This is a genomic window from Thermoleptolyngbya sp. PKUAC-SCTB121, from assembly GCF_016919485.1.
GTDB classification, from domain to species: domain Bacteria; phylum Cyanobacteriota; class Cyanobacteriia; order Elainellales; family Elainellaceae; genus Thermoleptolyngbya; species Thermoleptolyngbya sichuanensis.
The window spans coordinates 3,082,971-3,109,072 of sequence record NZ_CP070366.1 but is presented as its reverse complement, the minus strand read 5'-3'; the positions used below and the strand labels follow the sequence as shown (position 1 = coordinate 3,109,072).

24 protein-coding genes and 1 riboswitch are annotated in these 26,102 nt (G+C 56.9%); of the genes, 17 read left to right on the top strand and 7 right to left on the bottom strand.

Going from position 1 to position 26,102, the window contains the following annotated elements:
- The first annotated feature begins 81 nt into the window (after positions 1-81).
- Positions 82-1,815, top strand: coding sequence for a diflavin flavoprotein (locus JTM80_RS12740; RefSeq protein WP_172356067.1), 1,734 nt, complete (start codon positions 82-84; stop codon positions 1,813-1,815).
- Between the two features lie 234 nt (positions 1,816-2,049).
- Here JTM80_RS12740 and JTM80_RS12735 read toward each other — a convergent pair whose 3' ends face one another.
- From JTM80_RS12735 to JTM80_RS12715, 5 genes are all read right to left on the bottom strand, one after another.
- Entirely contained in the window at positions 2,050-2,733 is a 684-nt protein-coding gene (locus JTM80_RS12735; protein WP_205369538.1) for a transposase, read from the bottom strand.
- On the bottom strand, positions 2,700-3,221 hold the full coding sequence (locus JTM80_RS12730; RefSeq protein WP_205369537.1) for a hypothetical protein: 522 nt from the start codon (positions 3,219-3,221) through the stop codon (positions 2,700-2,702). Before JTM80_RS12730 ends, JTM80_RS12735 begins: the two co-directional genes overlap by 34 nt.
- Before the next feature lie 74 nt (positions 3,222-3,295).
- A complete protein-coding gene (locus JTM80_RS12725) occupies positions 3,296-4,336 on the bottom strand; it encodes a hypothetical protein (protein ID WP_205369536.1) in 1,041 nt (346 codons plus the stop codon).
- A 2-nt stretch (positions 4,337-4,338) separates the two neighbouring features.
- Positions 4,339-4,911: a DnaJ domain-containing protein gene (locus JTM80_RS12720; RefSeq protein WP_172356071.1), complete on the bottom strand. Its 573-nt coding sequence runs from the start codon at positions 4,909-4,911 to the stop codon at positions 4,339-4,341.
- 296 nt (positions 4,912-5,207) lie between these two features.
- Positions 5,208-6,467, bottom strand: coding sequence for a GTP cyclohydrolase II (locus JTM80_RS12715; protein WP_205369535.1), 1,260 nt, complete (start codon positions 6,465-6,467; stop codon positions 5,208-5,210).
- Between the two features lie 496 nt (positions 6,468-6,963).
- Here JTM80_RS12715 and upp point away from each other — a divergent pair, with 496 nt between their 5' ends.
- The 8 genes from upp (at position 6,964) to JTM80_RS12675 (ending at position 14,079) form a co-directional block, all read left to right on the top strand.
- Positions 6,964-7,542 (top strand): uracil phosphoribosyltransferase, encoded by a 579-nt coding sequence (gene upp, locus JTM80_RS12710; RefSeq protein WP_255548927.1) that lies wholly within the window; start codon positions 6,964-6,966, stop codon positions 7,540-7,542.
- 272 nt (positions 7,543-7,814) lie between these two features.
- Entirely contained in the window at positions 7,815-8,615 is an 801-nt protein-coding gene (locus tag JTM80_RS12705) for a hypothetical protein (RefSeq protein ID WP_205369534.1), read from the top strand.
- A gap of 355 nt (positions 8,616-8,970) precedes the next feature.
- Entirely contained in the window at positions 8,971-9,441 is a 471-nt protein-coding gene (locus JTM80_RS12700; protein WP_225906620.1) for a hypothetical protein, read from the top strand.
- 22 nt (positions 9,442-9,463) lie between these two features.
- Positions 9,464-10,075 (top strand): 2'-5' RNA ligase family protein, encoded by a 612-nt coding sequence (locus JTM80_RS12695; RefSeq protein WP_172356075.1) that lies wholly within the window; start codon positions 9,464-9,466, stop codon positions 10,073-10,075.
- Between the two features lie 81 nt (positions 10,076-10,156).
- A riboswitch (Glutamine riboswitch) is annotated at positions 10,157-10,258 on the top strand.
- Positions 10,259-10,292: 34 nt separating this feature from the next.
- Positions 10,293-10,703: a DUF4278 domain-containing protein gene (locus JTM80_RS12690; RefSeq protein ID WP_172356077.1), complete on the top strand. Its 411-nt coding sequence runs from the start codon at positions 10,293-10,295 to the stop codon at positions 10,701-10,703.
- A 394-nt stretch (positions 10,704-11,097) separates the two neighbouring features.
- The gene (locus tag JTM80_RS12685; protein WP_172356079.1) at positions 11,098-11,283 is read left to right on the top strand and encodes a hypothetical protein; all 186 of its coding nucleotides are present in this window, start codon (positions 11,098-11,100) and stop codon (positions 11,281-11,283) included.
- Positions 11,284-11,460 carry a hypothetical protein gene (locus JTM80_RS12680; protein WP_172356081.1) on the top strand — a complete coding sequence of 59 codons (177 nt, stop codon included), beginning with the start codon at positions 11,284-11,286 and terminating at the stop codon, positions 11,458-11,460.
- Positions 11,461-14,079, top strand: a complete 2,619-nt coding sequence (locus JTM80_RS12675; RefSeq protein ID WP_205369533.1) for an SUMF1/EgtB/PvdO family nonheme iron enzyme — start codon at positions 11,461-11,463, stop codon at positions 14,077-14,079.
- Between the two features lie 288 nt (positions 14,080-14,367).
- On the opposite strand, the gene JTM80_RS12670 is transcribed toward JTM80_RS12675, so the two are convergent.
- Positions 14,368-14,931: a Uma2 family endonuclease gene (locus tag JTM80_RS12670; RefSeq protein WP_172356088.1), complete on the bottom strand. Its 564-nt coding sequence runs from the start codon at positions 14,929-14,931 to the stop codon at positions 14,368-14,370.
- Between the two features lie 12 nt (positions 14,932-14,943).
- On the bottom strand, positions 14,944-15,507 hold the full coding sequence (locus tag JTM80_RS12665; RefSeq protein WP_205369527.1) for a Uma2 family endonuclease: 564 nt from the start codon (positions 15,505-15,507) through the stop codon (positions 14,944-14,946).
- Positions 15,508-15,889: 382 nt separating this feature from the next.
- Between JTM80_RS12665 and JTM80_RS12660 the strand changes: the two genes are divergently transcribed.
- From JTM80_RS12660 to lpxB, 8 genes are all read left to right on the top strand, one after another.
- Positions 15,890-17,194 (top strand): AAA family ATPase, encoded by a 1,305-nt coding sequence (locus JTM80_RS12660; protein ID WP_205369526.1) that lies wholly within the window; start codon positions 15,890-15,892, stop codon positions 17,192-17,194.
- A 69-nt stretch (positions 17,195-17,263) separates the two neighbouring features.
- A complete protein-coding gene (locus JTM80_RS12655) occupies positions 17,264-18,904 on the top strand; it encodes a DUF2079 domain-containing protein (protein WP_172356095.1) in 1,641 nt (546 codons plus the stop codon).
- Positions 18,905-18,971: 67 nt separating this feature from the next.
- A complete protein-coding gene (gene purC, locus JTM80_RS12650; protein WP_172356097.1) occupies positions 18,972-19,784 on the top strand; it encodes a phosphoribosylaminoimidazolesuccinocarboxamide synthase in 813 nt (270 codons plus the stop codon).
- Positions 19,785-20,008: 224 nt separating this feature from the next.
- A complete protein-coding gene (locus JTM80_RS12645) occupies positions 20,009-22,324 on the top strand; it encodes a BamA/TamA family outer membrane protein (RefSeq protein ID WP_172356099.1) in 2,316 nt (771 codons plus the stop codon).
- Between the two features lie 55 nt (positions 22,325-22,379).
- Positions 22,380-23,300, top strand: a complete 921-nt coding sequence (gene lpxC / locus JTM80_RS12640; RefSeq protein WP_172356101.1) for a UDP-3-O-acyl-N-acetylglucosamine deacetylase — start codon at positions 22,380-22,382, stop codon at positions 23,298-23,300.
- Between the two features lie 148 nt (positions 23,301-23,448).
- On the top strand, positions 23,449-23,976 hold the full coding sequence (gene fabZ / locus JTM80_RS12635; RefSeq protein WP_172356103.1) for a 3-hydroxyacyl-ACP dehydratase FabZ: 528 nt from the start codon (positions 23,449-23,451) through the stop codon (positions 23,974-23,976).
- Between the two features lie 3 nt (positions 23,977-23,979).
- Positions 23,980-24,804 carry an acyl-ACP--UDP-N-acetylglucosamine O-acyltransferase gene (lpxA, locus tag JTM80_RS12630; protein WP_172356105.1) on the top strand — a complete coding sequence of 275 codons (825 nt, stop codon included), beginning with the start codon at positions 23,980-23,982 and terminating at the stop codon, positions 24,802-24,804.
- Positions 24,804-26,030, top strand: a complete 1,227-nt coding sequence (gene lpxB, locus JTM80_RS12625; RefSeq protein ID WP_205369525.1) for a lipid-A-disaccharide synthase — start codon at positions 24,804-24,806, stop codon at positions 26,028-26,030. Before lpxA ends, lpxB begins: the two co-directional genes overlap by 1 nt.
- Positions 26,031-26,102 lie beyond the last annotated feature (72 nt).

Here is a 26,102-nt window from a genome sequence, read left to right as displayed (position 1 = left end):
GAGTGCTGTAGCCCCAGCGCAATCTTCTTCTTTTAACCCTTTTTCACTTGTCCCTAACCCTTGCCACACTAAGGATTTCCTATGGCTGAGCTAAGACCCAAAGACGTGCAAGTGGCGGAAGTCGGTGCAAATACTCTAGTGCTGCGATCGCGCACCTTTGACCGACTCAAGTTTGAGGTGGAATACGCCCGCCAAAAGGGAACCACTGCCAACGCCTACCTGATCCAGGCAGACCAGATTGCCCTCATCGACCCGCCCGGAGCCTCCTTCAGCGGGCTGTTTATCGAAGAGCTGGCGCACCATGTCTACCTCCAGCGGATCAACTATGTCATTCTCAGCCACGTCAACCCCAATCGGCTGTCTACGCTGAAGGACTTGCTCAACCCCGAAGTAGCAGCACAGATTACCTTTGTCTGCACCCGCGCCGCAGAGGTGGTGCTGCGGGAGTCGTTTCCAGAGCAGGCGCTGCGGATTTTGGTGGCAAACGCCGAAGATACGATTGATCTGGGACAGGGGCACTGCCTGCACTTTATCCCCACGCCCACGCCGCGCCACCCCGATGCGCTCTGCACCTACGACCCTGCGACCCGAATCCTGTATACCGACAAGCTGTTTGGGGCGCATGTGTGCGATGACGCGCTGTACGACGAACACTGGCGATCGCTCACCGATGACCGCCGCTATTATTTTGACTGCATCCACGCGGCCCAGTCTAAGCAGGTCGAAGCCGCCCTCGATCGCCTGGCCGAAGTCACTCAGTCGGCGCTGATTCTGGCTCCGGGGCACGGGCCGTTGGTGCGCTACAGCGCCAGCCGTCTGGTGTTTGACTATCGCTATTGGTGCGAGCAGCAGGATCAGCAGGACTTCAGTGTGGCGCTGCTGTATGCCTCCGCCTATGGCAACACGGCCACAATGGCAGCAGCGATCGCCCGTGGGCTGACCCAGGCCGGCGTGACGGTGGCTTCGATCAACTGCGAATTTGCCGACCCAGACGAGGTCACAGCGGCGATCGCCAAAACCGACGGCTTCATCATCGGTTCCCCCACGCTGGCGGGCCATCCCCCCAGCCAGATTCAGACCGCCTTGGGCATTGTTCTGTCTACTGCGCCAAAGACCCAACTGGCGGGCGTGTTTGGCTCCTTTGGCTGGAGCGGAGAAGCGGTAGACTTGCTGGAGAGCAAGCTGCAAGATGCGGGCTATACGCTGGGCTTTGAGACGCTGCGGGTGAAGTTTTCGCCCACCGAGGAGGTCTTGCAGCAATGCGAAGCCGCCGGGGCCGAATTTGCCCAAATCCTCAAAAAGACGCGAAAAACTCGCACCCTGCGCCAGCCTGCGGTGGATGCCCGCAGCGATCGCACGGAACAAGCTGTCGGCCGCGTCACAGGTTCCCTCTGCGTCCTCACTGCAAAGCAGGGCAGCGCCGATATCGGGGTTCTCACCTCCTGGGTGTCGCAGGCGACCTTCAATCCGCCGGGTCTGACCATTGCGCTTGCCAAAGACCAGGCCGAGGCGCTGCTGCCCGAAACGGGCGACGGCTTCGTGCTGAATATCCTCAAAGAAGGCCGTAACCTGCGCCGCCATTTCCAAAAGCCAATGCAGCCCGGAGAAGACCGCTTTGCGGCCGTGGCTCATCACCCCGCCAGCAACGGCTGTTTGGTGCTGGACGAGGCGATCGCCTTTTTGGAATGCCAGGTGCAAAACCGGATGGAGTGCGGCGATCACTGGCTGATCTACGCCAGCGTAGACAATGGCAAAGTGCTAGAAACCGTGGGAGTGACCGCTGTCCAGCACCGCAAATCTGGAACCTATTATTAAGCCGCGCTTTATTAATCCACGCTCATCCCTCCAACACCCGCCGCTCGTCACCCCCCCCAAAAAACGCACTCCCGACATGATTTGCCGCAAGCGCAGTGCGTATCCATTTCGCAGCAGGTATTGCGCTGAAACAGGCTAGAAAACAACCAAAAGCGATCGCCCTTGCTGCTGGAGCGATCGCTCAGGGCAAGCCTGTCTAGAAGCTAAATGACTCGGCCTGCTTGACTGACAAAACTAAGAAGCTGGAATACGGCTGAGGACAGTGAATTCACGCTTTAGGGAGTCATCGTGTTGTCGCCTTGATGCGATGGCAGGTTGAGGGTCAGGTGAACAGGAGAGGAACTGATAAACGTGAATCTTCCACTGGTGAGTGATAGCCAGCCGAATCCAATTCCAGCCCAGCTTGAGATAACTCATGCCGCGCTTCCAGTGAGCATCGACTTGGCGACGCTTGCCGGATGCGACCACTTGCACCCCTTGGAGAACTAAGAACAGCATCGTCAAGGCGATTACCCCACACAACTGGGAAAGGGCAACCTTGTCTCTGAGTCTGGAGGCTTCGAGATTAAACCCGTTGGACTTCAAATCCAAAAACGACTCCTCCACCTGAAATCTCAGTCGATATTGGGCAAACGTCTGCAAGTTCGTCGGCTCATCACTCACAATTGTCCAATTCTCGCTGCTGAGTTTGTCGTGGGCAAAGGCAAGGTAAACATTGTCGTAGGGCTTTGTTCTACCCACCGACACTGCAGGCGTAAAGTAAGCTTGTCCTGGTTGCAATTGAACCGACGATACCTGGCGCCACTGCCCTTGGTGCTGAAATTGGAAGGAGCGTTTGATGCGGATGCGGAAATGCCAACCCAGATTCTCCCGGAGGTATTTCATCAACTTGCCATCGGCAAACCCTCGGTCTGCCAAAGGACAATCGCGACACCTTCGGGCATCAGCCGTTGCGCTTGCCGCAGTACCCGTTGAATCGTCCACAACCTGACGGTGCTGCTTGATTGCGCCACCACTTTCCAAGCGACCGGAACCGTTCTTCCTCGGTACACCACTGCGACCCAGACGATGCAGAAACAATTCCATACGACCGTTGTATCGAGGCTTAAGTAGAGTCGTTGGGTCTGCCAGTTGGACAGAGCCTGCCCAATCAGCGCATGATGAGCGGACGCGACATTGATCCGCCGATTCGACAACCAGCGGCGAAACCGGCGTTGGTGGGATTGAGCCATTTGAGCGCGACTCCTCACATACACCCCAAATCCATTGAGATGAACGTTTTGGCTTCCAATCATGCCAATGATCATCCAGCACAGTGTTTGCAGATGGCGAGCATCCTGCCACTGAATGTCGCATTGACGCAGAAAATCATTCAACGCATCATAAAGACGGGAAGTCGGTGACATTGATTTGACTGGTTTGTGTGGTTACTTCTCAGCCTAAATCATGCTCTGCTTCCCGCATGGCTTTCGTTCCAGCTTTAACCTGTTTTGTCAGTCAAGCAGATGACTCGGCTTAGAGGCAGATAGAGAACGTGATTATTTCTCTTACCTAGAGGTTCCTGCTGTCCCAGTTTGCGCCTTTGTCCCTCTAGCCAAATGATGACGTTACTGTTCTCCGGATAATATTGCTGAACAAATTTAATAAAGTCATCAGGCGTACAAGGTTTACCCGTTCCACTCATGAACTCTCGGTGAAATCTAGTGTGAACCTCTTCGGAGATCGTAATTAGATTATCCAAACTATCTGCCAAGTGAGGATACGCACTGGAAGAATAGAGGTGATGGGCTGCCAAATTAAATCGGTGGTACCGATCCGGTTTTTGACCTGTGACAAGACAAGTCTTTTTATCCCGCCTTTTGGCTTCTTCCTTGCACTTGGAAATCCGCTTCTCACGAGACTCAATCAACTTAATAATGTCTGAGACTTGAGGACTGATTTCTTCACCGACATCCCGACATTCGTCCCGACGATTTTTAAGCGTAAGTTCAGTTGAGAATGCTAGAGAAAGTCGATAAATGCCTTCCAGAGAGTAGAAAATTCCGCCCTCGTCAATAAATTCCTGGTAGTGCTGTCCTTTGATTAGCGGGCGATCGCTCTTTTGGGTACATTCAGCCATCCGGCGAAGCGTCTGGATATTTGTCCCGAAAATTGCTACTGCATCTGCTTGGCTCACCCAATACTGATCGCTCCGCCGCATCAGCGAAGCACAGTTATCCAAAATTTTCTTACGGACGAAGCTCTTACGAATCTTTTCTCTGGTGTGCAAAAACCACTCTTTGAGAGAATCCCAAAAACTCAGTTTCTTCGTAGCCTCAAGGTATCGAGCTAGAGTGTACGCTCCCGACTGAGTATATTCTCTGGCTCCGTTGCTTGAAACCACTCGATAATCTTTCCCTTCTTCCAATTCCCACTCATCATCAGGAATGGCATCAAAGAACTTCTCAATTTCGATTAGCTCCTGGGAAGAGATTTTGAGAAGCTTTAGCAAGTCTTCTGCTCTGATGTAGGTTTTTGCCATATTTAGAACTTCTCGGTCAAACTCTTGTAGAACACGGTCAATCGGTCAAAAATTTCTGCATTTCCTGTTTCGGAATTGTCTGGGTGGTAGATCTTGCTGAGATCCCGATAGGCGGCTTTGACATCCTCAGTAGAGTTGACTTTAGGATCAAGCCCAAATGCTTTCCACGGCATATCGTATTTGAAAATGTTGATGCCATTGACGCAGCCATAGCCCGATTCGTTTTCTTCACCGGGCAAAATACCAATTAGCTTCCGATAAAGCTGCTCCCAGTCATCCTTCTTGCTAAGGCTGATGTTGCCCATGCTGCTAGTTGCAAGCTGAAATGCACCAGACTTTTTGAGTTCCTTGGTGTCTTTTACGCCGAAATGATCGTAGATTGCTTGCTTGACTTGTGTAACGGTTAGCTTCTTGACTTTGGGCGGCTTCGGCTTTGCAGCAGACTTTGATTTTGCAGACTCTTTTGTAAGCACAAAGAGCGCGAATTCTCGCAGAATTGAATCGCTGTAGCCATGCTCGGAAGATAACCGCTGAATCTCGGACTCGATCCGGGCTGTAATTTTGTTACTGCTCATACGAGCTTCCTCTTCTAGATGCGCGATCGCCGTTATGAAGCGCTATATCTTTATATTTCCCCATCAAACATGAAGCCTAACAGGAGAAATTTGTATTTTTTCTGTGATTTTGGCGATTAAATTGGCAAGTGTTTTTCAAAAACTGGGGCATAGTCCTCAATCGCCTGCGTACAAATACCGAAAGCGGGCTGTTTGGGGTTGTTGATAAAACACCACCCCTCAGCCCGCGATCGCCCGCCGTTCAGTTGTTCCCCGTCGTTCAGTTGTTCTACGGTTCCTGAACCCTTACCGAAATCCTAATAATCCCGTCCCTTCACCTGCGCCAGCGCATCGGTCGTCAACACGCCGTTTTCGGAATAGTAGCCCGATGCTTTTTTGGCTTCGATTTCTACCTGCGCGTCGGCAGGAATCAGGTCTGGCGGGATTGGGATTCGCTGCACGACCTCGATGCCCGCGTGAGTAATCGCGTTGTATTTCATATTGCTCATCGACACCAGCCGATCGATCTTGCTCACGCCCAGCCAGTGCAGCACGTCGGGCATGAGTTCCTGAAAGCGCATATCCTGCACCCCCGCCACGCACTCCGTCCGCAGGAAATAGGCATCAGCGCGATCGCCTCCCTCCTGGCGCTTGCGAGCATTGTAGACCAGGAACTTGGTCACTTCGCCCAGGGCCCGACCTTCCTTGCGGCAATAAACAATAATGCCTGCTCCGCCCTCCTGCGCTGTCTGGATGCAAACCTCGATGCCATGCACCAGATAGGGGCGACAGGTGCAAATATCAGAGCCAAACACATCGGAGCCGTTGCATTCGTCATGCACCCGCACGGCCAGCGGCTTGGCTGGGTCGCCAATAGTCGTTTCGTCGCCAACGATATAAACTGTCGTGCCGCCGATGGGTGGCAAAAACACCTGCAAATCGGGGCGCGTCACCAGTTCGGGAAACATGCCACCTGTCTGCTGAAACAAAATGCGGCGCAGTTCCCATTCTTCTACGTCTAGCCGTTTGGCAATCCCCGGCAGATACCACACCGGGTCGATGGCGGCCTTCGTCACCACCAAATTGCCGTCTTCTTTGAGGATCTTGCCGTCTACCCGCAGGCGGCCGCTGGCGATTTCGTCGCGCAGTTCGGGAATGAAGATGTGCGCCTTGGTGATGGCGATGGTGGGACGAATGTCGTAGTCGCTGGGGAAATGGGGCGCAAAAATCTCGCTGGCGATCGCCCCCCACGGATCAAGTGAGACAATCTTTTCGGGATCTTTCCAACTGGCGTAGGGGCCAATCGCCGAAACCGGAGCGGTATTGGTCAAATCCGCCCGATGCTCTGGGTCAAGCACCCCACTGGCCACGGCCAGCGCCCGATAGACGCTATAGGAGCCGCCGTGCGTCCCAATCACATTGCGCTGGGCCGTGCTGCGAACCGAGCCGATGATGGGGCCGCGCTCGACCGGGTTGGCTGCGCCCCAGAGAATCGGCGTAGTCTTGGCTCCCAGGCGATTGCGATGAGACGTGAGAATAATATGTTTGGGCTTGGCTTTGGATTGTGCGTCTGTCATAGCGAAAAGACACCCTGAGAATGATTCACAAACTTTAGCAAGTTCTTTAGCCCGTTTTCAGATAGACAACGTTGAGGCTGGCTAATAGGACTGGCGAAGACTGGCTGATAAGACTCGCCTACAAGACTTGCCCACAAGACTCACCAATAAAACTTGCCAATAAGACTTGCCGAATTACTTGCCGAATTGTGTAACCAAATTGTGTAAAGCGAGATTGTAGCATTTGATCTCTCAGCCGTTAATGCCCTAGCAAAAGAACCCGACTGGAGAATTGCAAATTTAAGGCAAGACAGGAGCAAGAAGGGCGATCGCCCATCGATGAGATGCACTAAAATCGGGCCATGAGAAATTCAGGCTGCACTACAAAAACGAGCATCTGGTAAAAGGTCTGGTAAAAACCGTGTCCGAGCAACCCCCATCTAAATCCTCATCGATTGTCTTTCCGGCCGAAGTTAACGTCATCAAGCACCCGCTGGTGCAACACAAGCTGACCCTGATGCGTCAGGCAGAAACCCACACGCAAGACTTTCGGCGACTGCTTAAGGAAATTTCCATGCTGCTGGCCTACGAAGTCACCCGCGACCTGCCTGTGAAGTATGAAAAAATCCGCACCCCCCTGGCCGAGATGGATGCGCCCGTGCTGGCCGCCGACAAAAATATGGTAATTGTCTCGATCATGCGGGCGGGGCAGGGCTTGCTAGACGGCATGTTGGAGCTAATTCCCACCGCAAAGGTCGGGCATATTGGGCTATATCGGGAGCCGACCACGCTGACGGTGGTGGAATATTACCTGAAGCTGCCCAACGACACCGAACACCGCGACATGCTCGTTGTAGACCCGATGCTGGCTACGGGCAACTCGGCCGTCGCCGCCGTCGATCGCCTCAAGGAAGCCAATCCGCTGTCGATCAAGTTTGTCTGTCTGCTGGCGGCTCCAGAAGGCATCCAGTGTTTTCATGAGCAGCATCCAGACGTGCCCATTTACACGGCTGCAGTGGATGAGCGACTGGACGAGCATGGCTACATTGTTCCTGGCGTGGGCGATGCGGGCGATCGCCTCTATGGCACGAAGTAAGGGAACACGGATTCCGAAGCCAAAGATAAGGCTCGAAAAGGTATTCCAGCGGAAAGGTATTCCAGCGAAGCTAACCGACCTTCTTGCTGGCCTAACTTACCGTTCTGGATATCAATCCGCACCAACAGCGAAACTGGTGAAATCGCTGAAAGCCTCATAGACACTCGGGCCAGCAATCTAGAACCGCCAATCCAAAATCCAAAATCCAACATCCAAAATCTAAATCGATTCCCCTTATCAAGACCCCATTGAATGCCGATTAATGCCGATTAATGTCAATTTCTGATTCGCAAACTGCTGGTGTATTGGGCGATTCTTCGACGCAGACCAAGGGCGATCGCCCCGCCCAGGCGGCCTGGGTTTCGCCCCTGGTTTGGCTGGTGTGGCTGGCCTACGTCGGCTATGTGCTGCTGAGCGACCTGCCGCCGGGGCCGTCGCTGCTGCACACGTCGCCCGCCACCCTGCAAGAGGCGATCGCCCTCAGTTTGAATTTTGGGCTAGTGCTGCCTGCGCTCTTTCCCGCCGTAGCCCCAGTGCTACATCCTGGGCTAGAGGCGCTGTTTAACCTGACGGTGGGCTGGGGGCTGCTGCTGTGGGGCTTTGCCATCGATGGGCGGGGGCAGCGGCTGCCGATTTTACCCTTTCTCCTGGGCACAGCATTTTTAACGAACGTATTTTATCTGCCCTGGCTGGCGCTGCGACGACCGAATCCGGAGCCGCCGACCCCGCCGCTGAGCCGCCTAGAGCAAATAACCGAAAACCGAGCCTGTCCGCTGGTGCTGGGGGCGATCGCCCTTGCGTCGGTTGTCTGGGCAGTGGCGGGCCGCCCTGAGTTTGGCGACGGGCCAACCCGCTGGGCCAGCCTGATGGAGATTTTGCAGGGCGATCGCCTCGCCTATTCTTTCCTGATCGACCTGCTCGTATTTTGGTTATTTCAAGGATGGCTAGTGTCCGATGACATGGCTCGTCGCCAGTGGGTCAACCCAGCAATTAGCTGGATCGCCCGTCTGGTACCGTTTGTAGGGCTGGTGGTGTATATGGTGCGTCGCCCGTCTTTTGAGCAGGCCGCTTAGTCTGATAGGGTTGTCAAAAGTCTGGTGAAAAAAGCTGGTGAAAGAGCCTGGAAAAAAGTCTGGTAAAAAAATCTAGTAACGCGAAAATCCTTAGTCTGGTGAAAAAAGCTGGTAAAAGAATCTGGTAAAAGAATCTGGTAAAAGAATCTGGCAAAGTGAAAATCCTTTGCGCCAGCGTCATCAAAGCGTCATCAAAGCATTACATTAAGCGGCGTTTGCATTATGCAAGCATTACATAGGTTCATGGTGCAACAGGCAATTCTACGGTCGTTCCCCGGTGATTCCGTTTCTAGATTGGGAATGATGAGAGTGTGATGCTTTCTGGATGTGGTCTTTTCGCTTGAGGTGAGTCGGTGTGAACAACCCTGTTGCCAATCCGCCTGTTGCACAGCCGTTTGTACATCCTGTCGTGCATCTCCAAGCCCCGTCGATGCTGGTCAGCAGCTCCCTCATGGAAGAGACCCAACGCCAAGCCTCCAGTAGTCAATACACCGATGACTTGATCGGGGCTGCTATTTTTGATCTGAGCGGATTGCCAAAGGAATACTTCACCACGGCCGAAAGCAGCGATGTCAGTTGGGTGCAAACAATCTTTCAGGCGCTGGGGTTGCAGTCTCTACTGATGTCTTCGCTGAAGCTAGATGGGTTTCGTCATGCGGTGATTCATAGTGCAGACTATCGGGCAGTGGTGGTGCGGCAAAAAAATCGCTACACCGCCCTGCTGACTCGACAAACTTCTGAAGCCCTGCCGGAGTCATTTATCCAGTGGGCGCAAGAGTTTGAACCCACAATGTTGCGATCGCACCCCCGGTTCAGCGCCATGTAGTGCCCCCTGTTTTTCCCCCAACATGGTTGATACAACCGCCCGCTTTTTCATTGCCCTGGTTCCCCCCCCTGCCATTCAAAACTATGCCAATGGCGTAATTCAGGAATTGGGCGATCGCTTTCAGACCCACACGGCCAAAGCCCCGCCCCACGTCACGCTTCAGCCACCGTTTGAGTGGTCGCCGGCCCGCGCCGATCGCCTCACCGAAGAACTCGCCGCCTTTGCCCAGCGACAGAGCAGCGTACCTGTACATCTGCTAGGGTTTGGCCAGTTTTCGCCCCGCGTGCTGTATATCCACGTCGAAAGGTCTCCGGCGCTGCTGGCGCTTCAGGCGACCCTGGCGGAGCATTTAGAGCAAACCCTCGGCATCGTCGATCCCAAGGCAAAGCGGCGGCGGTTTACGCCCCACGTCACGGTCGCCTCGCGCAACATCACCCCCTACACGTTTCAGCAAGCCTGGGCCCTGCTGAAGGAACGCCCGCTGGATCTGAGATTTTCGGGCGATTGCCTCACGCTCTTGAAACACGACGGACATGAATGGCAGATTTACCAAGAGTTTGCGTTGCTGACTCCTGCCCGCCCGTCCACAGAACCGGGCGGAGTGATCGGCGTGGGCGATCGCCCAATCGGGTGATTTCTAGAAAACTCCGCCCAAATCAAGCCAGGAACCCTTGACAGATAAATTCAAAATAGTAACAATAGATACAGAAAATAAATCGTTCATCTCTCCCCGCTGTCAGCTTCAATCAGCCTAATCGCTCGAAGCCTGATCGCTCAAAAGAGACGGAAGTAGGGAGCAATCCCGAAGGAACGCGCCTCACCCTTACCCTTCAAAAAGAGAGGCGAATCCTATGAAACTCACCTATCGTGGCGTAACCTACAACTACGATCCCCAACCCCTCAACCTGAACAACAGCCACCCAACCACTACTGAACTGAAGTTCCGGGGCAACGAATATCAGACCAATCAACCCGTTGCAACTGACGCAGTGGCAACTGACGCAGCCGCGACCATTCCTGCTGCGGCCCCTGCACCCGTAGCCCAGCCCGCAGCCTCCGTTTCCATCGAAGAGAGAGCGCGGGAGCTGATGATGAATCACCACAAACTGGTGAAGCGCCGCCAGCAAGCGATGCTGACCCGTTTGGCGGCCAACGTCGGGCTAGATGCCGGAACCACCAGCCAATACTGGGGACACATTCAAGGCAAGGTGCAGCCCGGCTTCTGGGACAGCTACGACCGCAGCCACGCCAGCATCAGCTAGGGTCATAGCGGGTTCTCATCTGCTTCCCATCTCCGCTCCACCAGTTTCCCGAACATTTCCTAAAAGTTAGCTGGTTGCAGGCACTCCCATCGGGGGTGCCTTTTCTTATTGCAACATGGAGCAACAGGATATGCCACGCTTGCTCCCCTTCTCCCTACTTGGGAGAAGGGGTTGGGGGATGAGGGCAGACGTAGAATAGATCGATCGAGACAGCCTGTTCAGGTCGTCAGCCTTCCCGTGATGCGATCGGGCGAGGGAGGTTCTACCCCGCTTCACGAGAGAATTTCCTAAAGTTTTTTCCCTGAATCTGGAAAAAGGGTGTTGAAATAGACACTAAGATGCAGCAAGGTGTGCATCTGTATTGGCAGCATCGATTCTCAAGCGAAACCCATCCATGCCCTCTTTGCAGTCGCCCCTCCTCAGCTTCCTTGCCGCTCTGGTTTTGTCTACTGCCACAGAAGCCCCAGCAGTTGCCCAATCCCTTACCCAGTCCCTTACCCAGTCCCGCACCAGCTCCGCGCCGCCCGAAGCCACCGCCGAACCCGCCCATCCCATCGCCGAACTCTGGCAACAGCACTAGGTGTCGATCAGCATCGGCACGCTGCTTTTGCTGAGCTATTTGGGCGTGCTGGGGTTCCGACCGCTGCTCTTGCTCAGGCTACCCTCCAGCGATCTGTCCATCCCCTACACAAGCTGGAAAATTCCGCTGGGCATCGTGCGGTTTCTGAAATATCGCAACCGGGTTCTGGATGCCTAGGTGAACCAGCACTGGCAAACGGCTCAAAAGTCCTTCCTAGACCTGCCAACCGTCAGCCAGCGGGCGATCCACATTCCCCTGCCCGTTTATCTCAACAACCAGCCCATTGATGAAAAGCTGATCGGAGAAGCGCTCAAACCCACCTTTTCCAAAAACACAGCGATCTTGCTGATTACCGAAGAAGGCGGCGCAGGCAAAACCAGCCTCGCCTGCCAGATCGCTCTTTGGGGATTGAATAAACAACTGTGCCAGCATCGCCTGCTGCCCGTGCTGGTGGAAACCGAGCTAGACGACAAACAGACACTCTTTGAAGTCATCCGCGGCCAGATCAACACCCTCACCGATCAGCCCAATCCCATTGCGCCAGAGCTTTTGGAAAAGCTGTTGCAGCGGCGGCGGGTGCTGGTCATCGTGGATCACCTTTCTGAAATGGGCGAGGAGACTCGCAAACAAATCACGCCATATCTAGCCGATTTTCCGGCTAGGGCGCTGGTCGTCACCTCTCGCCTGCCGGAACCGCTCGGCAACCTGCCCAAAACCATTCTGAAGCCCCTGCGAATCGAGGGCAGCAGTCTGTCTCGCTTTATGGATGCCTATCTAGAAGCCCGCAACAAGCGAGGATTGTTTGAAGACGAAGACTATTTCAACGGCTGCCGTCGCCTGTCGCAGATGGTGGGTCAGCGCAATATCACCGTGCTGCTGGCCCGGCTCTATGCCGATCAGATGATCGAGCAGCAAGAAGGTGTGGGGGGCATTTTGCCGTCCTCTGTGCCCGAACTGATGCTGAGCTATCTCAACCAGCTCAATCGCAGCATCGAAGAAGCCAACCGCCGAGACAACCTGGCCGTGCAGCAAGATGCCCAGCACATTGCCTGGGAATGCCTAAAACAGACCTATCGCCCCACCACTGCGGCTAAGTCAGATATTGAAAAAGCCCTGACCAAAAACGGCGCAGACGACATCCCAGCGCGGCTGGTCTATTTGGAAACCCGGCTGCGGCTAGTGCAAACGCTAGAGCCGGGAGACAAGCTCCGCATTGTGCTAGACCCGCTGGCAGAATATTTGGCAGCGCTGCACTGGGTCGATCAGTGTCGAAAAAATCCAGCAGAATCCTGGACAGAGTTTTTAGACTCGATTGACCTCGTGCTAGAACAGGGCAACGACTCTCCCACCGCGATTCAAGGCTTTTTGCTGGCAGTACGCGACTGCTGCCAGGTGAAAAAAAAGGAAGCCCAGGTTCCAGAAGACATCCCAGATTTGCTGGCCCGCAAAGCCGGCCTCGACCCCGCCGAGTTGCAAAAAATTGAGGAAAAACGCCGCATCAGCCTTCTAATTTCTGACCTCTCCGACCCAGACGAAGAATATCGCATCCGCGCAGCAAAAGACCTTGGCAAGCGTGGACTTGCCGCCGCCAAAGCCGTGCCTAATCTGTTGGGCATGGCCAAAAACCCCAACCAAACCCTGGAAGCCCGCCAGGAAGCGCTGAAATCGCTGGGCAGTTTGGGAGCCTGTAGCGACAGCCTAAAAGCCGACCTCGCTCCCCAGCTGATCGCTCTTTTGCAAGCCGACCATGACCCCAAGCAGCCCGACGAACTGGCCGTGCGGCGGGGCGCAGCCGAAGCGCTGGGCGCAATGAAAGCCGGGCAAGCCGAACTCCAAGCAATTCTAAGCAACGAAACGCAGCCGCTGACCCTGCGCCAGGGAGCCGCCCGCGCCCTGGGGCTAATCGGCGCACCCAGCGGACAGCCCGTGTCCATGCTGATGGTGCAACTGCAAGACGGGCAGATCAGCACGCAGGTCAAGCCCATTCCGGTCTATCAAGAAACCCTGCCGATGGAGCAGATTCTCAACTTGGTGAAAGTCCCTGGCGGAGAGTTTCTGATGGGGTCGCCGCCAGAGGAAGAAGGGCGCGATTACTATCAATACAACCTTCCAGAAACAGCAGGGCTGGACGTAGAGCAGCAGCATCGGGTCACGGTGCCGCCTTTTTCTATGAGCCAGTTTCCCATCACCCAGGCGCAGTGGCGGGCGGTGGCGGCGCTACCCCAGGTGAATCGAGAACTTGACCCAGACCCAGCCAACCCCGCCTTTAAGGACGGCGATCGCCCCGTCGAAAGTATCTCCTGGTATGACGCGATCGAGTTTTGCGATCGCCTCTCTCAGCACACCAGCAAGACCTACCGCCTGCCCAGCGAAGCCGAATGGGAATATGCCTGCCGCGCCGGAACCACCGATCCGTTCCACCTGGGCGACACCCTGCGCTCCGACCTTGCCAACTACAGGGGCACCGAAATATATGGCAACGGCACCGCCGGAATCTATCGCCAAGCAACCAGCAAAGTCGGCAGCTTTGGGGTCAATGCCTTTGGCTTGGGCGATATGCACGGCAATGTTTACGAATGGTGTCTCGATCACTGGCACTCCACCTACGAGCGATCGCCCACCGATGGCAGCGCTTGGATCACCGAAGGCAACGATCGCTACAGGCTGGTGCGGGGCGGTTCCTGGGGCGACCTTCCTGCCTTTTGCCGCTCTGCCTATCGCAACCGTAGCACGCCGCGCCGCCGCAACTTTAGCATCGGGTTTCGGGTGGTCTGTGTTTTCCCCTGGACTCAGTAGCCCTTTATACTTTGGCTCTTTTGCCCTCTTCCCTGTTTTCTTTTCCCTTTTTCTTTTCTTCTGCGCGAAGCGCACTCCGGAAGTCCCCCTTGCCAAGGGCGATTGAGGGGGATCAGTTCGCACGCAAAGACTCTGAGATCCCCCCTAGACCCGCTTCAGAAAGGGGGGAACCGAGCCGCTGTCCAGAAGTCCCCCTTGCCAAGGGGGATTTAGGGGGATCAAACCTGCCGCTAACAATCCAGAAATTTAGCCTAACTTCATGACACGCCACAATCACGCGATTCATCGTCATGCTTGGAGCCAGCCAAAAATTTCCCCGACCGTCAGCCGCACCGCCCCAGCAAATCCAGGCACGGGCAGCACGCTATCCGGCTCGTCAAATAGCTGCACCGACTGATTTGCGCCATAGACAAAGATGCACGTCTCTTCCGGGTCGAGCAGCCAGCCCATCTCCGCGCCGTGGCTGAGGCAGTGCAGAATGTTGCGAATTACCCTGGACTGGCTCTGTCCGGGCGAGAGGATTTCTATCGTCCAGTCGGGCGGCAGGTTAAACGTATTTGCCACTTCGCCGCTGCCGTCTCTGGGAATGCGGTCGGCGCGGAAAACGGCGATATCGGGCACGATAGAGCGTCCCCCAAACGTGCAGCGCAATTCTGGAAACGCTTGCCCTGCGCCATCAGCACGAAATGCAGCCGTAATAGCAAAGGTTAGTTCACGCTGCAAAACGCTGTGTTTTCCTTGGGGCATGGGCTTTTGAAGGATAATGCCGTCGATAAATTCGCTGGCGGGCTTGGTTTCGGGCAGCGCCAGAAATTCCTCCAGGGTCAGCGGCTTTGTGGGAACTTGCACCATGAGACACCCCCTCTACGCTTGCAGCCAGCCAAAAATTTCCCCGACCGTCAGCCGCACCGCCCCAGCAAAGGCGGGCACAGGCAGCACGCTATCCGGCTGATCAAAGAGCTGCATTAAGTGATCTGCGCTGTAGACGAAGATGCACCCCTCTTCTGGGTCGAGCAGCCAGCCCATCTCCGCGCCGTGGCTGAGGCAGTGCAGAATGTTGCGAATCACCCTGGATTGGCTCTGTTCTGGCGAGAGGATTTCTATCGTCCAGTCGGGCGGCAGCATAAACACATTTTCAACTCGCCCGTCTGGTTGTCGGGGAATGCGCTCCCAGCGAAAGACCGCAACATCTGGCACAATCGATCGTCCCCCAAACGTGCAGCGCAGTTCTGGATAGGCACGTCCTATTTTTGACGGCTTGAGTGCTGCGTTGATCGCACTCGTCAGGTCACCTTGGAGCGTGCTGTGTACACCTTGGGGCATGGGTTTTTGAAGGATATTGCCGTCGATGAATTCGCTGGCGGGCTTGGTTTCGGGCAGCGCCAGAAATTCTTCCAGGGTCAGCGGCTTTGTGGGAACTTGCACCATGAGACAGGCTCCAGGGGCGAAGGGCGAATTGAAGAGGCAACGGGCCGTAGGGCTGAGTCTTATTCTAGGCGATTCCCCTGTAATGCTCCCTGAGCCGCCGCGCTCTGGCAAAGGTTTACTGAATCAACACTGGACCTCTTGCGTGAATCGTTGGACGGCGGTGCTGCCCAACGATTCACGCTCTCAGAAAAGCATTTATGCAAGAGGTCTACTGGATAAAGAGGTCTACTGGATAAACATGAATAAACACTGAATAAATGCGTGAGGTCTAAACACTCTGGATGCGAGGCGATGATGAGATGATGGACAGGGTGATGAATATCAAGCAGCAAGTTTCAAGCCGCAAATCCAGAGTCTATCCCTCGTCCCGTCTTGTCTCAACATGTCTTACTACATTCCGCCCAAATTTCTGGATCGCCTCTCGGTGCATATCACCAAGAACTTTCTGGCGCTGCCCAACGTCAAGGTGCCGCTGATTTTGGGGATTCATGGGCGCAAAGGCGAGGGCAAAACCTTCATGTGCGAGCTGGTGTTTAAGCGCATGGGGCTGGGGGCGGTGTATATGTCGGCAGGCGAGTTGGAAAGTCCTGATGCGGGCGATCCGGCGCGGCTGATTCGGCTGCGCTATCGGGAGGCGGGCGAGTGGAGCCGCACCCACGGGCGCATGGCAGTGCTGATGATCAACGACGTAGATGCAGGCATTGGGCGGGTGGATGCCAGCACGCAATATACCGTGAACACGCAGTTGGTCAACGCCACGCTGATGAACATTGCCGACAACCCGACTAATGTGCAGCTTCCGGGCAGCTATGACGCAGAGCCGACCCAGCGAATTCCGATTATTGTGACGGGCAATGACTTTGCAACGCTGTATGCGCCGCTGATCCGCGATGGACGGATGGAGAAATTCTTTTGGGACCCGACGCGGGACGATCGGCTGGGCATTGTGGCGGGCATTTTTGAGGCGGATGGCGTTCCCCGATCGGACGTGGAAGCGCTGGTGGATCACTTTGCTGAACAGGCAACGGACTTTTTTGGCGCACTGCGATCGCGCCTGTATGATGAACAGGTTCGCACGCTCATTCACCAGGTCGGCATCGACAAGATTTCGCAGGAGGTGGTTCACAGCGATGGCAAGCCGACGGAATTTCAAAAACCCAACTTTAGCCTGCAACATTTAATTGAGATTGGCACAGAGATGGTGCAGGAGCAAGAACGCATTCGTGAACTACGGCTGGTATCTGAATATAACGAGGTGCTGAAGGGCGATCGCCCCCGCTCAGCGAACCGCGCAAGCCATTCGATCAGCAAATCCGATAAATACTTTATGTATTATGGCGATCGCCCTGGGTCGGCCGAACCTCCACCCGCCAAGTCCGCCAACGGGAACGGGATGGCATCGTTGAAAACTTCCCCCACTGGAACGCGGCCTGCTATTGCGGCAGAGGTCGCTGAGGAAATTCGCAGCATCCTGGCAGGAGGGCTGCGACTCGGTATTGAGTATGTGGATGAGCGCCGCTATCGCATGGGGTCGTGGCAGTGTTTTGGAACCTACGACGGCAACCCAGAGGAGGCGATCGCCGCGCTGGAACGCTGCATTGCAGAACATCCGAAGGATTACATTCGCCTCATCACCATCGACAAACACCGCAACCGCATGGGCGATCGCCTCCTCCAGCGCCCGTAGCAGCTAGACCGGGTAGAAAACCAGAAAGTGAACCGAGAGTGAACCGAGAGTGAGCCGAGAGTAAACACAATGGGCGATGAACGACGTGAGGGGCCAGAGCCTCGCACAAAACGCAAGTTTGACTGGGGCTGGCGGACAGTGCTGATCGCGGCGGCCCTCTTTTGGGTGCTGTGCAGCATTTTTGCGCTGCAACGGTTCTATAACTTTTTCCCGACGTTTGTGTCGTTCGACCAGGGCATCTTCAACCAGGTGTTTTGGAATAGCCTGCACGGGCGCTGGTTTGAAGGCTCCCTCTCTTCCAGCGAATCGAGCGCCGTGCAGCTAGACAACCAACTGCCCGAGGTGTTTTATCGCCGCCTCGCCCAGCATTTCACCCCCGCGCTGCTGCTGTGGCTGCCGATTTATGCTTTGTTTCAGTCCCCTGCGGGGCTGTCGCTGCTGCAAGTGACGCTGATGACAGCGGGCGGACTGGTGCTGTACGCGCTGGCCCGTCACTATCACCCGCCCCATGTGTCGGCGCTGATTGCCGTCAGCTACTTTTGCGCGAATGCGGTCATCGCGCCGACGCTGGCCAATTTCCACGATTTCTCCCAAATTCCGCTGTTTGTCTTTGGCCTGCTATGGGCGATGGAAAAGCGGCGCTGGTGGCTGTTTTGGCTGCTGCTAGGGCTGACGCTGGTGGTGCGCGAAGATGCCGGGGTGATTACCTTTGGCGTGGGTTTCTACATGGCAGCATCGCGGCGTTTTTTGCGGGCTGGGGTGGCGGTGTGCATCCTCAGCCTGGGCTATATGCTGCTGCTGACGAATTGGGTGATGCCGCTGTTTGCGCCGGACATTTCGCGGCGGTTTATGGTGGAGCAGTTTGGACGGTTCACTAACGGGCAGGAGGCTTCGACACTGGAGGTGCTGTGGGCGATGATCCGCAACCCCGACCAGGTTCTGGCAGAAGTAGTCAACCCACCGGGACGCACCCTCAGCTATGTCTTGGCGCAATGGCTGCCGCTGGCGTTTGTGCCCGTGATTTCGCTGGATGCGTGGCTGTTGACCGGGTTTCCGCTGCTCAAGCTGCTGCTGCAAGAAGACCCTACCGCCCTGTCGATGCACCTGCGCTATGCCGTGTCGCTGGTTCCAGGATTGTTCTACGGCGCAATCCTCTGGTGGCACAAGCATCCCCACTGGTTTCGCCCCCGCTTGCGGCAGTTTTGGCTATTTTGCCTGGGGCTGGCGCTGCTGTTCACAGTTGCGTCAAATCCCAATCGGGCGCTGTCGGTGTTCATTCCCGACTCGATCCAGCCGTGGGTCTACACGTCGCCCGCCCGCCAGTGGGAACACGCCCAGGCCGTGCGATCGCTCTTGCGGCAAATCCCCAGCGATGCCAGCGTCACCGCTACGGGAAACATCGTGGCGCATCTCTCCAGCCGCCGCGAAGTCTTGCGCTATCCGGGCACGCGCCTGATCAACGACGACCGCAAGCAGATTGGCGTGGAATATGCCGTGCTGGATTTTTGGTATCCACTGCGCTTTTCGGCGGCCTTTCCTGACGAAGGCAGAAGCTTTTTTGGCATGACCAACCGCGTCCTCGGCTGGCTCCGAGACGGCAGCTTTGGGCTGATGGATTTTCAGGATGGGGTTGCCTTGCTGCGGCGCGGTGTGCCCTCCAGCCCCGAAGCCGCCGCCGCCTGGAACCAGTTTCACCAGCCGCTGGATTAAGCCATCCGACGGAACCCGAATCGCCTTGCATAGAATGTTCTTTTGGAGTTTCTTTTCCCCTGCTGCCATGAATGCCTTTGAACCGCCTGCTGCCGAAAATCCTGCCGCCGAAAACCCTGTTGCCGAAAATCCTGCCGCTGAAAACCTTGAAAACCTTGCTGCCCAAAAACTATACGAGGGCAAGGCCAAAATCCTCTACGCCACCGACGATCCAGAAGTCTTGCTGACCTACTTCAAAGATGATGCAACCGCGTTTAATGCCCAAAAGCGCGGCACGATTTCCGGCAAAGGCGAGGTGAATTGCGCCATGTCGCAGCACTTGTTTCGCCTGCTAGAGGCGCAGGGCGTGCCGACCCACCTGATCGACTGCCCCACATCCAACACCATGCGGGTGCGGCGGGTATCGATTGTGCCCCTGGAGGTGGTGGTCAGGAACATTGCGGCGGGGAGTCTCTGTCAACAGACTGGGTTGGAATTGGGAACCCCGCTCAGTCCGCCGCTGGTAGAGTTTTACCTGAAAAACGATGCCCTCGGCGATCCGCTGCTGACGGAAGATCGGCTGCGCGTGATGGAGCTGGCTACGCCCGATCAGGTGCAACAACTCCGGGAGATGGCGCTGCGGGTCAACCAAGTGCTGTCTGAGTTCTTTAATCAGTGTGGGATTACACTGGTGGACTTCAAACTGGAGTTTGGGGTCGATGGGGCAGGCAAGCTGCTGCTGGCGGATGAGATTAGTCCCGATACGTGCCGTCTGTGGAATCAGGCGGAGTCTGACCCTAACCGCAGGGTGATGGATAAAGACCGATTTCGACGCGATTTGGGCGATGTGGAGGCTGCGTACCAGCAGGTGCTACAGCGAGTTCTGGCACAAAGCGTCTAGAAGGGCGTTGCCAATGCTGTAAAATTGCTCCGTTTGCTCGGAATTGCGATTCGCGAAGCGATCCCTACGGGAATCGCACTCGGCTCGTCAATTCCGATCTGCGTCTCGACTAGGCTATCTCGACTGGGCTATGCCGTCGCGCTGATCCGAATCGTTCCTGGCTGACCTAGCCGATTGTTTTGCTCAGTTCTTCCTGTCTGTGGTGTGTGGACGTGTTAAAACCTATGCGTTTTTCTCCTGTCGTATTGGCGGCGATCGCCATTTCTTCCGTTTCAGGTCTTGCGGCTCAGGCGGCGCGCGCTCAAACTGCCCCCCTCTCTGAGCAGTTGTCCCAAAGTCAGGTTCAGCAGTCGCCCCATGAGCCAGTTGACGCATCCGCTGCGGCTGTGGGAGATGGAGCCGTTCCGCCGAGCCTAGTCAAGCCAGATCTGCTGCCAGGGGCGATCGCCCGCGCTGAGGTGGATGCCGCATCGGGCACTCCAGAAGGGGCGATCGCAGCGGCTCCGACCCATTCGGTGAACGGAGATGCAACTGTGCTGGCCAACCTGCTTTCCTCCAAGCCCGCTGAGCAACCGCTGGAAGGAGTATCCCCTTTGGCAGCCCAGTCGCCGGGAACAGAGGCAGCAGAACCTGCAACTCCCTCCGCTCTGTCTAAACTGGCTGTGCCCCAGACAGGAACCTCCCGCCTGGGCAACCCCATTGAGCTAGCCCAATTTATCCCCCAGCCCCAGCCCGCCGACGGACAGCCCGCCCCTGCTGAGGCTGCCCCGCCCCAGGAAGAACCGCGGGTGCTGGTGTCTGAGTTGGTCGTCAGCGGGGCCCCCAGCCCGGAGCTAGAGGACGCAGTATTTAACGCCATCAGAACTCGCGCTGGCGCAACCACTACGCGCACCCAGCTTCAGCAGGATATTAACGCGGTGTTTGCCACAGGATTTTTCGCGGACGTGCGGGCGGTTCCCGAAGATACGCCGCTGGGCGTGCGGGTCACCTTCGTGGTGCAGCCCAACCCGGTGCTAACGGCAGTGCGAATCCAGGGCAACGAGGTGCTGCCCCAGCAGGTGGTTGACCAGACCTTTGGAACGCAATACGGCCGCGTGTTGAACCTGAACCAGCTCCAGACGGGTATCCGCAACATCAACCGCTGGTATCAGGACAACGGCTATGTGCTGGCGCAGGTGATCGACGCACCCCGCATCAGCCAAGATGGCGTGGTCACGCTCTCGGTGGCAGAGGGCGTGATCGAGGATATCAACGTCGCCTTTCAAACCGAAGACGGCGAAACCGAGGACGATGACGGCAACCCGATTCGAGGCCGCACCCGCGCTTTCATCATCACGCGGGAATTTGAAACTAAGCCTGGGGACGTGTTCAACCAGAACCAGATTCAGCAAGACCTCCAGCGAGCCTTTCGGCTGGGGCTGTTCGACGACTTGCAGGTGACGCTGAATCCGGGTGACGACCCCCGCAAGGTGGACGTGACCATCAACGCCGTGGAACGGAGCAGCGGCTCGATCTCCGCTGGGGTGGGCGTGAGTTCAGCTAGCGGTCTGTTTGGCACGGTTAGCTATCAGGAGCAAAACCTGGGCGGCAACAACCAGCGACTCGGCGCAGAAGTGCAGTTTGGTCAGCGGGATTTGTTGTTTGATATTAGCTTTACGGACCCGTGGATTGCGGGTGATCCAAACCGCACCTCCTATACGGTCAACGCCTTTAGCCGTCGGTCGATTCCGCTGGTGTTTCAGGGCGGCGAGACGGAGGTGACACTGGAAAATGGCGATCGCCCTCGCGTGCGGCGGATTGGCGGCGGCGTGACCTTTGGCCGCCCCCTGGGCGACGGCTGGCGAGCCACGGCCGGGCTGCAATATCAGAACATCCGCCTGCAAGATGCCGATGGCGATCTGGCTCCAGTGGACGAATTGGGCAACCAGCTCAGCTTCAGCGAGTCGGGCACGGATGATATTTTGCTCGTGCAGCTCAGCGCCAGTCAGGATCGCCGCGATAGCGCCGTTGCCCCCACACGGGGTTATAACCTCCGGATTGCAACGGATCAGTCGATTCCTGTAGGTCAGGGGAATATCTTTTTCAACCGACTGCGAGGCAGCTATAGCCGCTATTTCCCCGTAGACATCACCGACTTCACAGAAGGGCCCGAAACGCTAGCCTTCAACGTGCAGGGCGGCGTGGTGTTTGGCGATCTGCCGCCCTACGAGGCCTTCTCGCTGGGCGGCACAGACTCGGTGCGCGGCTATGAAGCGGGCGATGTGGGCAGCGGTCGCGCCTTTGTGCTGGGTACGGTAGAATACCGCTTCCCCATCTTTTCAATTGTCGGCGGCGTGCTGTTTGTAGACGTGGGCAGCGACCTGGGAACGGGCAGCGACGTGCCAGGACAGCCCGCTGTGGTGCGCGACAAGCCAGGAACCGGGATTGGCTTTGGGCTGGGAATTCGGGTGCAGTCGCCGATTGGCGCAATCCGGGTAGACTTGGGCTTTAATGATGAAGGCGACAGTCGGATTCACTTTGGCATTGGGGAACGCTTCTAGCAGTAGCCTTAGTTAAGACCCGTCAGGTTTTGATACCGCCATCTGGGCGATCGCAATGGAACAAGTCCTCTCTTTCTCTAGCATCCCATCCGCCAACCGTCGCGAAGCCTCGGCTCCCGGTCTGCTGAGGGATCAGCAGCATACCCTTGGCAGCCCCTTAGCACAGTCGGGGGTGGGGCTGCACCTGGGCGAACCCACCCAGGTCAGGATTTTGCCTGCTCAACCGGGAGATGGGCGCTACTTTGTGCGGGTAGATCTGCCGGGGCAGCCCGTCATTCCGGCTCACATTGACCAGGTGCGCGAGACGCGGCTTTCGACCGAACTGGCAGTGGAAACCGCTGAGGGGACTGCCAACGCCCGCACAGTGGAACACCTGCTGGCGGCGCTGGTGGGCATGGGCATTGACAACGCTCGCATCGAAATCGACGGGCCCGAAGTGCCCTTGCTAGATGGTTCCGCCCAGGACTGGGCCAGGGCGATCGCCGCCGCCGGGATCATGCCCCAGTCCGCCTCCTGCGCTCTGGTTCCCCTGCCAGAACCCGTCTGGGTGCGCCACGAGGATGCGTTTGTAGCCGCGATCCCCGCCTCAGAACTGCGCTTTAGCTACGGCATCGACTTTGACCTGCCCGCCATTGGCAACCAGTGGGTCAGTTGGTCGCCCAGCGCAGAACCCTTTGAAAGGGCGATCGCTCCCGCCCGCACCTTTGGTCTGGCCCATCAGATCGACCAACTGCGATCGCTCGGCCTGATTCGCGGCGGTAGCCTGGACAATGCTCTGGTGTGCGGCCCCGACGGATGGCTAAACCCACCCCTGAGATTTTCAAATGAACCAGTGCGTCATAAACTTTTAGACTTAGTAGGAGACATCAGTCTGCTCGGCTGGATGCCCCTGGCGCACCTGGTCGCCTACAAAGCGAGCCACCAACTGCATACGGAACTGGCTCGCCGCCTCCGACTGTCCCCGTTTGCGCCCTAGCGCGATTCTCAGCGCCGCTGCTGCCCAATCTTCCCACACCCGGCTTCCGTAGCCCTATTGCCGCTCTTGTCTGACTCTGCTGTCCATCTCCAGCCACCTTTCAAACCCTCGATTCCATTATTCCCCTCTTATTCCCCTCTGTCAGCCCATGACCATTTTGACCGACCTCCATACCACCGTTTCCCCCGTTTCTCCCATTCAGGCTGAGCCAGAAGCCGCTCCTGAAACGCCCTCTGCACCGCCGACTGTGCTTTCGGTGGAGGAAATTCACAAGCTGCTGCCGCATCGGTATCCGTTCTCTCTGGTCGATCGAATCATCGAATTCGTTCCCGAAAAGCGGGCCGTGGGCATCAAAAATGTTACGTTCAATGAACCCCACTTTCAGGGTCATTTTCCGGGTCGCCCTATTATGCCGGGGGTATTGATTGTGGAGGCCATGGCCCAGGTGGGCGGCGTGGTGCTGACGCAGATGGCCGACGTGCAAGACGGTCTGTTTATGTTTGCAGGCATCGACAAAGTGCGGTTTCGCCGTCCGGTTGTGCCCGGTGACCAAATCATCATGGCCGTTGAATTGCTCTGGGTCAAAAAACGCCGCTTTGGCAAGATGTATGGACGCGCAGAGGTAGACGGGCAACTGGCTGCCGAAGGCGAATTGATGTTTTCACTGGTGGACTGATCCTTGACTACCCTGATTCATCCTACGGCTGTTATCCACCCCGACGCTGAACTGCATCCGACGGTTCAGGTTGGGGCCTATGCAGTCATTGGCAATCGGGTGAAGGTGGGGCCAGGGACGGTCGTGGGGGCCCATGTGGTGCTGGATGGCTGGACCGAAATCGGAGCCCGCAACCAGATCTTTCCGGGTGCTGCCATCGGCTTGCCCCCGCAGGACTTGAAATACGACGGTGCGATCACCCAGGTCAAGATCGGCGACGACAACCTGATCCGAGAGTACGTAACCATCAACCGTGCCACCTACACAGGCGAGGCGACGGTGATTGGCAATGGCAACCTGCTGATGGCCTACGTGCATGTCGGGCACAACTGCGTCATCGAAGACCGCGTGGTCATTGCTAACAGCACCGCGCTGGCTGGGCATGTGCATATCGAGGCGCGGGCGACGATTAGCGGCGTGCTGGGCATCCATCAGTTTGTGCGGGTGGGGCGACTGGCGATGGTCGGCGGCATGAGCCGAATCAACCGCGACGTGCCGCCCTATATGCTGGTGGAGGGCAACCCGGCCAGAGTGCGATCGCTCAATCTGGTGGGTCTGCGCCGCTCTGGGCTGATGGATGCCGACCAGGGACGCACCTATCAAGCGCTCAAAAAAGCCTTTCGCACCCTCTATCGCTCTGGGCTGCCGCTGAATCAGGCAATCGAGCAGATCGACCTGCTGCCCGACTGCGAACCCTTGCAGCATCTACGGCAATTTTTGCAACTGTCGCAATTGCCAAGCCGTCGGGGGCTGATTCCGGGGAGTGGTCGCAACCGAGGCGCAGATTGATGGACACGGTTGAGCCAGTCCACCCGCCTGCGGCCCGGTCGGCTCGGATTTTGATCAGCACGGGCGAGGTGTCAGGCGACTTGCAGGGGGCGCTGCTGGTGGAGGCGCTGTGGCGGCAGGCCGAGAAACGCGGACTGGCGCTGGAGATTTTGGCCCTGGGGGGCGATCGCATGGCGGCGGCCGGGGCGACTCTCTTGGGCGACACAACTGCCATTGGTTCCGTCGGCATTGTGGAAGCACTGCCCTTTGTGCTGCCGACGCTGATGCTCCAGCGGCGAGTGCAGCAGCAATTGCAGCAGCATCCGCCCGATCTGGTCGTGATGATCGACTACTTTGGACCAAACTCGCGCATCGGCACCTATATGCGTCGCCACTTTTCCCAAGTGCCGCTGATTTACTACATCGCGCCGCAGGAGTGGGTGTGGTCGCTCAGTCCGGCCAAAACGCAACAGGTGATTAGCCTGAGCGATCGCCTCCTGGCCATTTTTCCTGAAGAAGCCCGCTATTACGAAAAATGGGGCGCAAACGCGACCTACGTTGGGCATCCCTTGGTGGATCGCGTCGCCACCTTCCCCAGCCGCGCCGCAGCCCGTCAGCAGTTGGGCATTGTCGAAGATGAAGTGGCGATCGCCCTCTTGCCCGCCTCTCGCCGCCAGGAAGTCAAACACCTGCTACCTGTGCTGTGTCAGGCAGCACAGCAAATTCAAGCCGCCCTGCCCCAGGCGCATCTCTGGATTCCTCTCTCGCTGTCGCAGTTTCAGACCTCTGTTGAGCAGGCGATCCGGCGCTACGGGCTGCGGGCAACGATCGTGACCGAGCAGACCCAGACCGTGATCGCCGCTGCCGACCTAGCGCTGACCAAATCTGGCACGGCCAACCTGGAAATTGCGCTGGCAGGTGTGCCCCAGGTGGTCATCTACCGCGTCAGCCGCGTGACCGCATGGATCGCCCGCCGCTTCCTGAAGTTTTCGATTCCCTTCATGTCGCCGCCCAACCTGGTGATGATGGAGCCGATTGTGCCGGAACTATTGCAGGAAGCCGCAACCCCAGAGCATATCGCCCGCGAGGGGCTGGCGCTGCTGCTCGACCCAGATCGCCGCCACCAAATCCAGCAAGACTATGCCCGATTGCGCCAGGTGCTAGGAGATGGCGGCGTGTGCGATCGCGCTGCGGGGGAGGTGCTAGATCTGTTGGAGCAGCGAGAGATGGGACGGGTGATGGCGTAGAAAGGGGCGAGCGGCTGGAATAAGCGGCTGGAATAAACTGATCCCGCTTCCCTGCTATATGATCCTGGGGAA